Source organism: Gordonia sp. YC-XJ4 (assembly GCF_059511865.1).
The window spans coordinates 3,121,479-3,135,566 of sequence record NZ_CM183447.1 but is presented as its reverse complement, the minus strand read 5'-3'; the positions used below and the strand labels follow the sequence as shown (position 1 = coordinate 3,135,566).

Here is a 14,088-nt window from a genome sequence, read left to right as displayed (position 1 = left end):
CGTCGTCGTTGGCGATGATGCTGACCCTGGCCGATTCGCGCCTGCCGGTGGGCGGCCACGTCCACTCCGGTGGTGTCGAGCAGGCGATCACCGACGGCTTCGTGCGCGGCGTCGCCGACCTCGCCGCCTTCCTGCACCGACGACTCACCACCAGCGGCCTGGTCGCGGCGTCGATCGCCGCCGCGGTGGCCGAGGGCACCCTCGACGTTCGGGCCGCCCAGATCGAAACCGATGCCCGCACCCCGTCGGCCGCCGCGCGCAAAGCGTCTCTCGCTCAGGGTCGCGGCATGGTCCGACTGGCCCGCCGCATGTTCCCGGCGACTGATTTCTCGGCGCACGTGCCGAGCACTCATCTGCCGGTCATCAGCGGCTCGGTCGGCGCGGCGTCGGGCCTGTCGGGCATGCAGACCGCGCTCGTGTGCGTCTACACGACGGTGAGCGGCACGGCGACGGCCGGGCAGCGGCTCCTGGCCCTCGACCCGGCCGATGTCGCGGTGATGATCGCCGACCTCGGTGCCGAGTGCGAAGCGGTGGCCGCGCAGGCCGCGACCGGACTCGCGGATCTGTCCGATCCGATTCTCGACGTCCTCGCCGAGCGTCACGAGACCCGGCCCATGCCCCTGTTCATGAGTTGACCCGCTCGGCCCACGAGCCGAGCCGACCGCAGACCAAGCCCGATCACGATCCGACCCCCGAGAGGAATCCATGCCCCCGCACCTGATCGACGGCGAACCCCACGATCACGGCCACGACCGGCCACGCCGCCATCGCGAGCCCGGAGAAGCGCTGCGCGTCGGCATCGGCGGGCCCGTCGGCTCCGGCAAGACCGCACTCGTCGCGGCCCTGTGCCGCCAACTGCGCGACGAACTGTCGGTGGCCGTGCTGACCAACGACATCTACACCACCGAGGACGCCGACTTCCTGCGCCGCAACGCCGTCCTGCCCGACGAACGGATCACCGCCGTGCAGACCGGTGGTTGCCCGCACACCGCGATCCGCGACGACATCACCGCCAACCTCGACGCGATCGACGACCTGATCGCGGCCAATCCGCCGCTGGATCTGATCCTCGTCGAGTCCGGCGGTGACAACCTCACCGCCACCTTCTCCACCGGACTGATCGACGTGCAGATCTTCGTCATCGACGTCGCCGGCGGCGACAAGGTTCCCCGCAAGGGCGGCCCCGGGGTGACCTGGTCGGACCTGCTCGTCATCAACAAGACCGACCTCGCGCCGCAGGTCGGTGCCGATCTGGAGGTGATGCGTCGCGACGCCGCCAAGGTCCGGGAGGGCCGCCCGACCGCGATGATCTCACTCACCGACGATCCGGCCGCCACCGATGTGCTGGCCTGGGTGCGTGGTCATCTCGCAGCCGACGCGCCGGTGGGTGGCGGGGCGGCCGGACGGTAGATGCGCACCGAGGTCGAGATCGTCGTCGAGGCCGGTCGCTCGCCGCGTGTGTGTGCCACCGGCGGGCTGGCCGTTCGCCGGACCGGGACGTCGCGTGCACACCTGATCGGGACTGCGGCGACCCCGCTGGGCGGCGACCACATCGAGGTTCTCGTGCATCTCGCGGAGGCGACGTCGCTCGACCTCGGTTCGGTGGCCGCAATGATCGCCCTGCCCGCCGCGGATCGGGTGGAGTCGACCTCGCGATGGCGTATCGAGGTCGGCGCGGGCGCCCGTCTGCGGCTCGACCCGCAGCCCACCGTGGTGGCCGGGGGAGCCCACCACGATTCGGTGATCGAGGTGCACGCCGACGCCGACGCGACGATCGATCTGCACGAGCACATCCAGATAGGCCGGTCGGCCGTCGATCACCCCGGCGACGACGCCGGACGATGGCGCGGACGACTCCACGTCGACGTCGACCGGCGTCCCATCCTGCGTCACGGACTCGAGTTGGGGGCCGGATCGGCTTGTGCTGCAGCGGGTTTCAACGCACTGACCAGCGTGTTCCGGTACCCCGACGCGAGCCCCGCCCACGTCGACGCAGACCATTTCGCGGCGCGGCTCGCCCTCGTCGGCGATGCATCGCTCACCACCGCACTGGGTCGGGGGGTCGCTCAGGCACGAGCCCACTGCGACGCCCTCGATGTGGCAGCTCTCGCGCAGATCTAGGGCTCAGCCCAGCCCCTAGCTGGCCTCGGCCGCGGAGGCCTTGTCGGCCTCGGTCGTGGTGGCGTCGGCGTCGCTGGTGGGCTTGTTCGCGGATTCGGTCGCCGCCGCGGTGTCGTCGGCACCGGCCGCCTCGGCCTCCACCTCGGGCACCGACTTGTTCTCCAGTGCCGACAGCGCGCCGATGGCCGTGCGCGCGTACACCTGCTGTTCGGTCACCGCGAGCTGCGAGCGGCCGCGCGTGCTGAACGCGAAGAACCAGTTGATCAGCGTGTTCAGCCGGTTTCGGAAACCGACGAGGTACACCAGGTGCAGCGCGAGCCAGCCGAGCCAGGCGAAGTATCCCTCGGTCTCGAACTTCTTCTTGGTACCCGGGATCGGCACCTGCATCACCGCGCTGAAACGCGAGATGGTGGCCATCGACCCCTTGTCGTAGTAGCTGAACGGCTTGCGCTGATCCGGCGTCTGACCCTTCTGCTCGGCCTTGATCGCATCGGCGGCGTAGCGGCCGCCCTGGATCGCGCCCTGCGCCACGCCCGGCACGCCGTCGACGGCCATCATGTCGCCGACGACGAAGACCTCTGGGTGATCGGGGATGGTCAGATCGGGCAGCACCTTCACGCGCCCCGCCCGGTCGAGTTCGACACCCGACTGTTCGGCGAGTTGCTTGCCGAGCGGGCTGGCCTGCACGCCCGCCGACCACACCTTGCACTGCGATTCGATCCGTCGGGTGCTGCCGTCCTTCTCCTTGACCACGAGGCCGTCGTAGTCGAGGTCGACGACCATCGCACCGAGTTGGATCTCCACACCCATCTTCTCCAGGCGCGCGGCGGCCTTGCGACCGAGCTTTTCGCCGAACGGTGGCAACACCGCGGGAGCCGCGTCGAGCAGGATCACCCGGGCTTCGGTGGGGTCGATGTTGCGGAAGGCTCCCTTGAGGGTCTTGTCGCTCATCTCCGCGATCTGACCGGCCAGCTCGACCCCGGTGGGGCCGGCGCCGACGACCACGAAGGTCAACAGCTTGGCGCGCTCGGCAGGGTCGTCGGACAGCTCGGCCTGCTCGAACGCGCCGAGGATGCGCCCGCGCAACTCGAGGGCGTGGTCGATGGTCTTCATACCCGGCGCGTACTCGGCGAAATGGTCATTGCCGAAGTACGACTGGTCGGCGCCCGCGGCGATGATGAGCTTGTCGTAGGGCGTCACCGTGATGCGCTCGAGCAACCGGGAGGTCACCGTCTTGGCGGTCAGGTCGATCTGGAACACATCGCCCATCAGCACGGTGACGTTGCGTTGCTTGCGCAGTACCACGCGGGTGGCCGGGGCGATCTCGCCCTCGGCGACGATGCCGGTGGCCACCTGGTAGAGCATCGGCTGGAACAGGTGGTGGGTGGTCTTGCCGATGAGCGTGACGTCCACATCGGCCTTCGCGAGCCGTTGGGCGGCGAAGAGACCACCGAAGCCGGAGCCGATGATGACGACGTGAGGGCGTGCCGAAGTCGGGGTGGGGCTGCTCATCGGAAGAACGTCTCCTCATCGATCGTGGTCGACATACCCGCTGGTGGGCATGCATGCTCGATTGTGTCGGGCCGTGGATACGGTCTGGGTGCGGACGCGGTCACGCCGCACGCCTCTTCACGGTAGTCCTCGCCGCCCGATCGGTCGCGGTGAGGCATCCATGTCAGGACATTATGGTCCTCGTCGCGGTGAACGCCGAATCAGGCGGTCAGATCGGTCGAGGCGCCCCAACCCTCGTGACGTCGTTGCCAGTCCTCACGGAGCAGGTCGTATTCGACCTCGCCGAATCCGCCCGGCGCGTTCTCGTCGCCGACGTGAATGCCGCAGATCCGCATGCCCAGCTTCTCCATGACACGACGCGACGCCGCGTGCGTGGAGGTGGCGCTGGCGAACACCCGCTGCGCGTCGAGGTCGGTGAACGCGAGGTCGGTGACGATCCGCGCGGCCTCGGTGGCCAAGCCCCGGCCCCAGTACTCGCGCCGCAACCGATAGGTCAGTTCCAGCTCCGGGCGGCTGGAGTGCCGCGGCGCCCGTAACGACACCCAGCCGAGGAACACCCCGTAACGCCGATCGATCACCGTCCACAGGCCGCCGCGGCCGGTGCGTAATTCGGTCTGCGCGCGGGGCACGACCCACTCCTCGACGAGACTGCGGGGTGTGGCGATGCCGCCGCTGACGAAGTGCATCACGTGCGGATCGCTGTCGAGGCGCACGAGATCGTCGACGTCGCAGCGTTCGACCGGCCGCAACAACATCCGCGACGTCTCCACGATCACCCGGCCCCCAATGCCCCTCATGTCCGCATGCGCCGGGATACTCCTGCAACGTCCGGCTCGGCCCACTCGGGAGATGAGTGTACGGACAACGCCGGACACATGCCGCCATTTGTGGGCGTGTCCCGGCGCGGGTCGCCGCGCGTGACCGTCGGTGCGTGGCGCTAGGCTCCCCCTCGTGGACCCCGACACCCAGCCGACGACACCGACACCCGACGCCGAGGTGCCGCCGCCGCACGCGCCCGCGGAGGTCGAGCTCCAATTGCGTTGGGGCGACATGGATATCAACGCCCACATCAACAACGTACAATTTGCGCGGCTGTTCGAGGAAGGCCGGGTGCGCGCGTTTTCCCGATGGTTCCCGGGTGGGGCCGAACGACTTCCGATCCTGGTGGTGCGTCAGGACGTGGAGTTCCGGGCAACACTGGACTACACCCTCGATCCCGTCGTCATGCGGTTGGCGATCACGCGCCTGGGCACGAGTTCCTACACGATCGGCGCCACGCTGTCGGCCGCCGACGGCACCCTGTGTGCCCTCGCCCGTACCACCATGGTCGTCATCGACCCGGCGACCGGTCGGCCGACTCCGATCCCGCCGTCGGCCCGGCAGATCCTCGAGTCCCACCGGGCGCAACTCCCGGAGCTGCGGCCGAGGGACTGACCGGAGCGAGGCGACATGCTGCGACTACACCGCGCCGAGCGCACCGACGTCCTGGCCGACGCGCTCGCCGACGTCCTGGCCACCGGTCTGCCCGACCCGATGGCGAGCGAGATCGTGGCCGTGCCCGCGCGAGGAATCGAACGGTGGTTGTCGCAGCGGCTGGCGGTCCGGTTGGGATCGTCGCCCGAGCTCGGTGACGGAATCGCCGCCAACATCGGCTTCTGCTCACCGGGCGAGCTGACCGACGCCGTGATCGACGCCCTCGACACCGACGCGCAGACCGCGACGGCCTGGCGCGCCGATGCGCTGGTTTGGCCGGTACTCGCCGTTCTCGACGACCTCGTCGACGACCCGCAGATGGCGATGCTGGCCCGGCACATCGGGTCCGCATCCACTGCAACGGCCGCCGGCGCCGGCACGAACACCACCGAAGGGGACGGCCCGGACGGGGCCCGACTCGGTCGCCGGTACGCCACTGCGCGCCACATCGCCGACCTCTTCGAGCGCTACGCCCGCCAGCGGCCCGGCATGCTCGCCGACTGGGCGGCCGGTGGGCAGAGTAACGGCGCCGGCGCGGCTCTGCCCGACGACATGGCGTGGCAACCCAGGTTCTGGCGCGCCGTCCGCGAACGCGTCGGGGCCGCACACCCGGTGGAGCGGCTCGATGCACTGTGCGAGGCCGTGCGCGCCGACCCCGGCGCCGTGGACCTCCCGCCGCGGGTGTCGGTGTTCGGGCCGACCCGCATCACCGAGACGTTCCGGCAGGTGGCCTCGGCGCTCGGTGCCCACCGCGATGTGCACCTGTTCGTGCCGCACCCCGGTCCCGCGCTGTGGCGTGCGGTGGCCACGACGGCGGCACCCGCTGATGCCCGGCGCGCGTCGTGGCGTCCGCCGTCCTTGCGAAATCCGTTGCTGGCCGGGCTGTCCCACGATGTGCAGGAATTGCAGCTGTCCATCGCCGGGCACCTCGACACCGAGGTGCATCATCGGGCGGGCGACCACCCCCCGGCGACGGTGCTGCAGACCGTGCAGGCCGGCATCCGCGACGACTCCGATCCCCGCGCGGACCGTGGCACATGTGCCGCGGACGACTCGATCGAGATCCACGCCTGCCATGGTCCCGAACGGCAGGTCGAGGCCCTGCGGGACCGGCTGCTGCATCTGTTCGACGCCGACCCGACCCTGCAACCGCGCGACGTGATCGTGATGTGCCCGGACGTCGAGACGTTCGCGCCGTTGATCCGCGGCGCCTTCGGCCAGAGTGGACTCGACCACCCGGCCGCCGCGTTGCGCGTCCGCCTCGCCGATCGCGGTCTGCGCCACCTCAATCCGGTCCTCGACGTGGTGGCCACCGTCGTCGAACTGGCCGTCGGCCGGATCACCGCGGGCCAGGTCACCGACCTGTTGACGCGCGAACCGGTGAGCCGTCGCTTCGCGATGTCCGACGACGATCTGGACTGGGTGCGGGAATGGCTCTCGCGCAGCGGAATCCGGTGGGGAATCGATGAGACGCAACGAAAGCGGTTCGGCCTCTCGGGTTTCGGTCAGGGGACCTTCTCCGCCGGGCTCGACCGGGTGGCGCTCGGCGTCGTCGCCGAGGAGGACGACGGTGAATGGCTGGGTGCCGCACTGCCGCTGGAGGGTGTGGAGAGCACCCAGATCGACCTGGCGGGACGGCTGATGGAATTCGTCGACCGCCTGGGCGCGCTCGTGGTGCGCCTGTCGGGGTCCGCGCCGGCGGCGGACTGGGCCGAGAGTCTGATCGCGGTCGTCGATGAGTTGACCGAGACCGCGCCCGGCGACGAATGGCAGACGGCGCAGGCGCACCGATCCATCACCGAGGCACTCGCATGTGATACCGAGGCACTCGCATGTGATACCGAGGACCCGCCGAAAGGTGAGCGTCTGCTGCGGCTCTCCGATGTGCGCGATCTCGTCGCGATGATGATCGCCGGGCGCCCGACACGGGCCAACTTCCGCACGGGTGAATTGACGGTGTGCACGCTGGTGCCGATGCGCTCGGTACCGCACCGGGTCATCGTGCTGCTCGGCGTCGACGCCGAGGCCTTCCCGAGGGCGTTGCGCGTCGACGGCGACGACATCCTGGGTCGGGTTCCGCTGGTCGGTGAACGCAACCCCCGCGCCGAGGATCGCCAGTTGTTCCTCGACGCGCTGACCGCCGCGCAGGAACACTTCCTGGTCTTCTACACCGGCGCCGACCCGGTCTCGGGCAGTCGGGTGCCGCCTGCGGTGGTCGTCAGCGAACTCGCCGACACGGTTGCCACCCTCTGCGGTATCCGGGCTGCCGGGTTCATCCGCCGGCACACCCTGCACGGCTTCGATGCCCGCAACTTCGAGCCCGGTGGCGTCGGTGGTGTGCAGGGTCCGTTCAGTTTCGATCGGGGACTGCTCGCCGGTGCCCGTGCCCTGCGGGGCACGAAACAGCCGGTGCGGCCGATCGCCGGTGCCCACCTCGGGATCCCTGCCCCCGACGCCGATTCCGACGTCGAATTGACCTCGCTCGTCTCATTTTTCGCCAATCCCATCGAGGGTTTCGTGCGACAGCGTCTCGGTGCCCGGATGCCTGATGAGGAGCATGACGATTCCGACCGCCTCGAGGTCAGGGTCGCCGGTCTTGAGGAGTGGGCGATCGGTGATCGGCTGTTGGCCCGTATGCTCGCCGGCGCCGATCTCCGGGACTGCCAGATGGCCGAGGTGCGCCGTGGCACCCTGCCGCCGGCCGAATTCGGGCGACGCGAACTGGTCCGCATCTCACGGCAGGTCGGTGCGGTATACGACGCGGCGGTCGGTCTGCGGCACGGAGATGCCGCGACCCGTGATTTCGTGCTCGATCTCCCGGACGGTACCCGGGTGCACGGGAGCGTCGGCGACGTCTTCGGCACCGGTATTGTCGCCGCGACCTACTCGAAAGTGCGCGCCAAACACCGACTTTCGGCCTGGATTCGGCTTGTCGCGCTCGCCGCGGCGCAACGCTGCGGCGCGGTCGGCGGTCCGGTGATCGACTCGACGACGATGATCGGCCGCGCCGATCGAAAGGCGCCGGGGATCTCCGTGGTCCGCCTGGCCGGCCCCGACGATCCGCTCGCTTTGCTCGCCGAGCTCGTCGCGATCCGTCGGCTCGGTCTGCAGACCGTGTTGCCACTACCGCTGGATCCCTGTGCCGCCTATGGCATCAAACGCGCGAGCGGGAGCTCGGAGATGATCGCGCTGAACGCCGCGGCCACCTCGTTCGCCGGCAAGTTCGGCGCGCATACCGACCCCTATCTGCGGTTGGTGTACGGCGCCGATGTCACCGCGTCCGTCGACTTCGACACGTTGACCTCGGTCTGCGCCGCCGACACCGCACCCTGGGCACAGATCGGCCTGGTGTCGGGTGAGCCGGTCTTCACCACGCTCGCCCGCCGGCTGTGGGGCCCCGTCGTCGAACACGAGGTGATCAGATGACCTTCCCCGCAGCAGGTGTCGCCCACGGCCGGCTCGACGCCCCGCGCCCCTTCCGGCTCGACGAGCCCCTCGCCGAGCACACCACCGTGCTCGAGGCCAGCGCGGGAACCGGGAAGACCTACGCGATCGTCGGCATCGCGGCCCGGCACATCGCCGAGGGCCTGCCGATCGACAAGCTGCTGCTGGTCACCTTCAGCCGATCGGCGACCGCCGAACTCCGCGAACGGATGCGCGAACGCCTCACCGGTCTGCTCACCGCGATCGACGCCCGAGCCGACGAGCCCGACCCCGGTGCCGCTTCCGCGCAGACGCCCGACGCCGAACCGGACGAACTGCTTTCGCTGATGCTCACCGGTGACGCAGAGACGATCGCGTTGCGCCGGGATCGACTCGCGCGCGCCCTGTCGGACTTCGACGCGTCGACCATCGCCACCACCCACACCTTCTGCAACCGCATGCTCGAGGCGCTCGGGTTCCTCGGTGAACGCGAATTGGTCTACGAGATCGTGGAGGACGTCGACGATCTCGTCGAGGAGACTGCCCTGGATCTGTATCTGCGCGGTTTCGGCCGCGACCCCGACGATCCGGTGTTCACCTTCGACGATGCGGTGACCATCGCCAAGGAGGCCGTGCGCAATCCGGCCGTCGACCTCGTCCCGGCCGGTGTCGCCGACGCCGAGGGCGCACCGCGGGCCGACCGTGCCGCGACCCGTCGCGTCAACTTCTGCCATCGCGTACGCGAGATCGTCGAGCGCCGCAAGCGCGAGTCCCGGTTGCGGACCTACGACGATCTGCAGATGATCTTGTACCGCATCGTGATCGACGAGAACATCGGCGCCGACGCGTGCGCGCGTATCCGCGACACGTTCGAGCTGATCCTCGTCGACGAGTTCCAGGACACCGACCCGCTCCAATGGGAGATCCTGCGCCGGTGCTTTCACGGTCAGCGGCGTCTGGTGCTCGTCGGCGACCCCAAACAGTCCATCTATGCCTTCCGCGGAGCGGAGATCCTCAGTTACCTCGACGCGGTGCGGGTGGCGGGGCAGCGCCTGGCCCTCGACACCAATTGGCGTTCCGACGAGAACCTCGTCGAGGCGCTGTTCCGGATCTACGGCGGCGCCAATCTCGGCAACGACCAGATCACGGTGCACCAGGTGAATGCCCGCCGCCCGGGCACCCGGCTCACCTCGTCGGAGACGGGCCCAGCTGCCCGAACGCCAGACGCTCAGAAACCGGTGCCGTCGCTGCGCGTGCGCTGGTTTCGCCACGACGATTTCCCGGTCCTCATGCGCAACAGCGCATTCGCCTCGGTCAACGATGTCCGCGCGGCGGTCATCGCCGACGTCGCCGCCGATGTCGCGTCGCTGCTCGCGTCGGGCACCCAGCTCACCACCGACTCCGGAGTCCGTGAGGTGCACCCGGGTGACATCGCGATACTGGTGTCGGCCAACCGCACCATCGAGCCGTTGCAGAACGCGTTGGGCGGCCACGGTATCGGGTCGGTGGTGGGGACCGGTACGAGCGTGTTCGCCACCATGAGTGCCCGGCACTGGTTGTGGGTGCTGCGGGCGATCGAGTCGCCCGCACGAAACGACCGGGTGGCGCTGGCTGCGCTGACACCGCTCATCGGCTGGGACCCCGAGCGGCTGGCCGGTGCCGGCGACGCCGAGCTGACCGAGCTGGCGGCCGGGTTGGCGGATCTGGCACGGACTTTCGACGACGGCGGCTTCGCCGCGATGGCGCAGCGGATACTCGCCGACCATGGCGTGGCCGGTCGTGTGCTCGCCGGCGCCGATGGCGAACGGATGCTCACCGATCTGCTGCAGGTGTCGACGGTGTGCAATCGCCATGTGGTGGAGGAGGATTGCGGGCTCTCGAGTCTGGTGGAGTGGTTGGCCGACCGCATCGCCGACGAATCGCTGTGGCGGCGTTCGGAGGAGCAGACCCGGCGACTCGACCGCGATACCCAGGTCGTGCAGATCATGACGGTGCACGCCAGCAAGGGGCTGCAATTTCCGATCGTCTACGTGCCGTTCGGCTGGGACGGTGCCCGCAACTCGTCGCCGAAGACCTTCCGTTACCACGACGACAACGGTGACCGGCACCTCGACGTCGGCGGTCTGGACACCACAGGGCGTCCGGAACGCCTGCGCCGCAGCATCTCCGAGGATGCGGGGGAGGACCTGCGCAAGCTGTACGTGGCGCTGACCCGCGCCGGGTCGCAGGTGGTTGCCTGGTGGGCACCGTCGCGCGGCACCAGCGACTCGGCGCTGCATCGACTGATCTTCGGACATCCGCCCGGCTACATGGAGCCGGGAACGACCGTCGCCGAGTCGGTGCGGGTGCCCGATCCCGACGAATGCGAGGCCCGGCTCGTCCAACTCGGTGCGGGTACCGACACCATCAGTGTCGAATCCGCCGGCGGCCTCGACCCCGGGCGGTGGGTGTCCGACACCGCCGAGCGGTCACCGAACGAGCTCTCCGCGGCGGTGTTCGGCGGTCGGATCGACAGCGGGTGGCGGCGTACGTCGTATTCGGCGATCATCGCCGCTGCCGGACACGCGTCATTCGGTTCTGGCGACAGCGGCAGCGAACCCGAACCCGAGGCGCAGTCCGTGGACGACGAGCCCGTCGAGGCTGTCGAGGAGGCACTGCCGATCGCCGACGCCGGCGAGCGGGCCGGAACGCCGTCACCGATGAACGGCATGCCGTTCGGTGCGACCTTCGGCACCCTTGTGCACGAAACCCTCGAGTATGTCGACACCTCCGCGCCCGATCGGCGAGCTCATGTGCGCGAACTGTGCGAGCGATCGGCATCTCGCTATGGGATGCCGGTGGATGTCGACGCGTTGACCTCCGCCCTCGACAAGGTACTCACCACGCCACTCGGATTCGGTGACCTCTGGAGCGTCGGACCGCGAGATCGGTTGGCCGAGCTGGACTTCGAGATGCCGTTGGGTCCGCCCGAGGTGACCGGCAGTGACCCCGCCGGCGCGGGCGCACCACTGGCCGCCATCGCCGAACTGATGAGCGACCTGCTGCCATCGGACGATCTGCTGCGACCGTATGTGCCGATCCTGGCGTCGCTGCCCGCCCAGCGTCTGCGTGGATTCCTCACCGGCAGCATCGATTCGGTGCTGCGGATTCCCGACGGACGCTTCGTCGTGGTGGACTACAAGACCAATCGACTGCGCCCGGGGGCGCTGATGGTCGAGGACTTCTCGGCCGAGGCGATGGCCGCGGAGATGATCCGATCCCATTATCCGTTGCAGGCGCTGCTGTATTCGGTTGCGCTGCATCGCTATCTGCGCTGGCGGCTGCCCGGGTACGCAGCCGCGGCGCATCTCGGGCCGGTGCAGTACCACTTCGTCCGCGGGATGGCCGGGCCGTCGACCCCAGCGGGGTGCGGTGTGTTCGAGTGGTCGGTACCCGCAGAGCTGATCACGACGCTCTCGGATCTGTTGGCGGGAGCGCCACGATGACGCCGCCCACACCACCGGACACCGTCGCCCCGGTCGACGATCCCGCCGGCCCCGGTGCCCACACCGATGACGGCAGGCGGGTGCACGGGGCCCGCGGGCTGCTCGGTGAGGCCAACGCCGTCGGCATCCTCGACGCCGCCGACGTGCACGTCGCGACCCGACTGGTCCGCATGTGCGGGGAACCGGTGTCCGAGATCGCCGAGTTCGCCGCAGCGCTGGCCGTGCGCGCGGTGCGCCTGGGCTCGACCTGCCTGGCGGTCCGCGACCTGGCCGACATCGCCGCGGGCGCAGAACACGACTCCGCGCCGGAGCGCAGGGCCGTCGGAGTGGGCGGTGCCGTCGGGGCGGACGGCCGAGCGGTGATGCCGGCACTGCCGTCCGCCGACGAACTCGTCGGCGGGTTGCGCTCGAGTCCGCTGGTCGTCGGTGCCAAGGGCGGCCCCCTGCGGCCGCTGGTCGTCGCCGACACCGTCGACGGGCCATTGATATACCTGCGCAAGTACTTTCAGCAGGAGCAGGTGATCCGCACCGTCCTCGCCGAACGGGCCGCGTCGGTGCCCGAGGTCTCGGCCGAGCGGGTCACCGGTGCCCTCGACGAGGTCTTCGGCGAGGGCGCCGGCCTTGCACCTCGACAGCGGCTGGCCGCCGCCGTCGCCGCCTCGCGGTGGACCTCGGTGCTCACCGGAGGTCCGGGTACCGGCAAGACCTACACCGTTGCGCGCATCCTCGCCGTGCTCGATCGGCTCGTCCCGGCACGCCTGCACATCGCGGTGTGCGCACCCACGGGCCGCGCGGTCGCCCAGCTGCAGGCCTCACTCGACGGGATGAGCCGCGGGCTCGGCCCGGACTCGTCGGTCACGGGCGACTCGGCAAGCGGCCCACCGGTACACGCGGTGACCGTTCACGGACTGTTGGGCTGGCGACCCGGTTCGCGGCCGCGCAATGGACCGGGTAACCGCTTGCCGCACGACGTGGTGGTCGTCGACGAGACCTCCATGCTGTCGGTGACCGCGATGAGTCACCTCCTCGAGGCGGTGCGTCCGGATGCGCGCCTGATCCTGGTGGGTGATCCCCATCAGCTCGCGTCGGTGGAGGCCGGTGCGGTGCTCGCCGACCTCGTCGAGCGGCCACCCAGCGGCGCAACAGACTCCAGCGGCGCAACAGACTCCAGCGGCGCAACACACTCCAGCGGCGCAGATCACGACAGTGGGACCGCACTCGATGCCGAGATCATGGCCCTGGCGGACGACTCGCGGATCACCGCATCCGAACGTCCGCGTTTGGCCAATGGCATCGTCGAACTGACCCGCAACTTCCGCAACCGCGACGGCATCGCCACGGTCGCCGCAGCGGTCAATGACGGTGACGGCGATCGCGTGCTCGAGCTCATCGGCTCCGGCGAGCTGGCCGACATCGTGCTCGTCGAGCCCGACGATCCCGCGATCCACCGCGACGTCGTCGCCTGGGTCACCGATCTGTGGTCGGCAGCCCGCGCCGGCGATGCGCCGACCGCGTTGCAGGTGCTCGATTCACACCGCGTGTTGTGTGCCCACCGTGCGGGCCGGTGGGGTGTGCAGGGGTGGACGCGTCAGATCGTCGAGTGGTGCGGTGAGATCCCCGGCCACCCGCCTGTGACGCCCGACCTCGCGGCGCCACAGCCCGGGATGCCGATCCTGGTGACCGCCAACGATCGGCAGAACCGGGTGTTCAACGGGGACTGCGGTGTGGTGATCGCCGAGGCCGGCGATCCGTCGCTGACCGTTGCCTTCCGGCGCAGCGAGTTCAGCGATCCGATGTTCGTCCCGCCGGCGCGGCTGGCCGAGACGATGTGGGCCTACGCGATGACCATCCACCGCAGCCAGGGCAGCCAGTTCGATGCGGTCACCGTCGTTCTGCCACCGCCGGATTCGCCGCTGCTCACCCGCGAACTCCTCTATACCGCCATCACCCGCGCCAAGTCGCGGGTTCGGATCGTCGGAACCCCGGAGACGTTACGGGCGGCGGTTGGTCGTCGCGTGCACCGCGCGAGCGGACTGCGCTCCTCCCCGGCGGAGCCGGCAGGTCGATGATTGCG

General features: G+C 69.7%; 9 protein-coding genes. 7 read left to right on the top strand and 2 right to left on the bottom strand.

The genetic code is table 11. From position 1 onward, the window contains the following. Positions 1-14 precede the first annotated feature (14 nt). The 3 genes from AC5ZH6_RS13785 (at position 15) to AC5ZH6_RS13775 (ending at position 2,121) form a co-directional block, all read left to right on the top strand. A complete protein-coding gene (locus tag AC5ZH6_RS13785) occupies positions 15-635 on the top strand; it encodes an urease accessory protein UreF (RefSeq protein ID WP_288336490.1) in 621 nt (206 codons plus the stop codon). 70 nt (positions 636-705) lie between these two features. Then, a complete protein-coding gene (ureG, locus tag AC5ZH6_RS13780; protein ID WP_006368056.1) occupies positions 706-1,410 on the top strand; it encodes an urease accessory protein UreG in 705 nt (234 codons plus the stop codon). Next, positions 1,411-2,121: an urease accessory protein UreD gene (locus AC5ZH6_RS13775; protein WP_288336458.1), complete on the top strand. Its 711-nt coding sequence runs from the start codon at positions 1,411-1,413 to the stop codon at positions 2,119-2,121. 15 nt (positions 2,122-2,136) lie between these two features. On the opposite strand, the gene AC5ZH6_RS13770 is transcribed toward AC5ZH6_RS13775, so the two are convergent. Continuing rightward, entirely contained in the window at positions 2,137-3,633 is a 1,497-nt protein-coding gene (locus tag AC5ZH6_RS13770) for an NAD(P)/FAD-dependent oxidoreductase (protein ID WP_006368054.1), read from the bottom strand. Between the two features lie 200 nt (positions 3,634-3,833). Further along, on the bottom strand, positions 3,834-4,409 hold the full coding sequence (locus AC5ZH6_RS13765) for a GNAT family N-acetyltransferase (RefSeq protein WP_288336492.1): 576 nt from the start codon (positions 4,407-4,409) through the stop codon (positions 3,834-3,836). 175 nt (positions 4,410-4,584) lie between these two features. On the opposite strand from AC5ZH6_RS13765, the gene AC5ZH6_RS13760 reads away from it, so the two are divergent. The 4 genes from AC5ZH6_RS13760 to recD are packed head-to-tail and all read left to right on the top strand — an operon-like array spanning position 4,585 to position 14,083. Continuing rightward, the gene (locus AC5ZH6_RS13760; RefSeq protein ID WP_014362199.1) at positions 4,585-5,067 is read left to right on the top strand and encodes an acyl-CoA thioesterase; all 483 of its coding nucleotides are present in this window, start codon (positions 4,585-4,587) and stop codon (positions 5,065-5,067) included. Between the two features lie 15 nt (positions 5,068-5,082). Continuing rightward, entirely contained in the window at positions 5,083-8,532 is a 3,450-nt protein-coding gene (gene recC / locus AC5ZH6_RS13755) for an exodeoxyribonuclease V subunit gamma (protein WP_288336460.1), read from the top strand. Continuing rightward, positions 8,529-12,014 (top strand): UvrD-helicase domain-containing protein, encoded by a 3,486-nt coding sequence (locus AC5ZH6_RS13750; RefSeq protein ID WP_006368048.1) that lies wholly within the window; start codon positions 8,529-8,531, stop codon positions 12,012-12,014. Before recC ends, AC5ZH6_RS13750 begins: the two co-directional genes overlap by 4 nt. After that, entirely contained in the window at positions 12,011-14,083 is a 2,073-nt protein-coding gene (gene recD, locus AC5ZH6_RS13745; RefSeq protein WP_006368046.1) for an exodeoxyribonuclease V subunit alpha, read from the top strand. Before AC5ZH6_RS13750 ends, recD begins: the two co-directional genes overlap by 4 nt. The last annotated feature ends 5 nt before the right edge of the window (positions 14,084-14,088 follow it).

What these genes read in the sequence shown, in the direction of transcription:
- ureG (WP_006368056.1), top strand. Translation starts at nt 706, where the DNA reads ATGCCCCCGCACCTGATCGACGGCGAACCCCACGATCACGGCCACGAC.
- AC5ZH6_RS13775 (WP_288336458.1), top strand. Translation starts at nt 1,411, where the DNA reads ATGCGCACCGAGGTCGAGATCGTCGTCGAGGCCGGTCGCTCGCCGCGT.
- recD (WP_006368046.1), top strand. Translation starts at nt 12,011, where the DNA reads ATGACGCCGCCCACACCACCGGACACCGTCGCCCCGGTCGACGATCCC.
- recC (WP_288336460.1), top strand. Translation starts at nt 5,083, where the DNA reads ATGCTGCGACTACACCGCGCCGAGCGCACCGACGTCCTGGCCGACGCG.
- AC5ZH6_RS13770 (WP_006368054.1), bottom strand. Translation starts at nt 3,633, where the DNA reads ATGAGCAGCCCCACCCCGACTTCGGCACGCCCTCACGTCGTCATCATC.
- AC5ZH6_RS13785 (WP_288336490.1), top strand. Translation starts at nt 15, where the DNA reads ATGATGCTGACCCTGGCCGATTCGCGCCTGCCGGTGGGCGGCCACGTC.
- AC5ZH6_RS13750 (WP_006368048.1), top strand. Translation starts at nt 8,529, where the DNA reads ATGACCTTCCCCGCAGCAGGTGTCGCCCACGGCCGGCTCGACGCCCCG.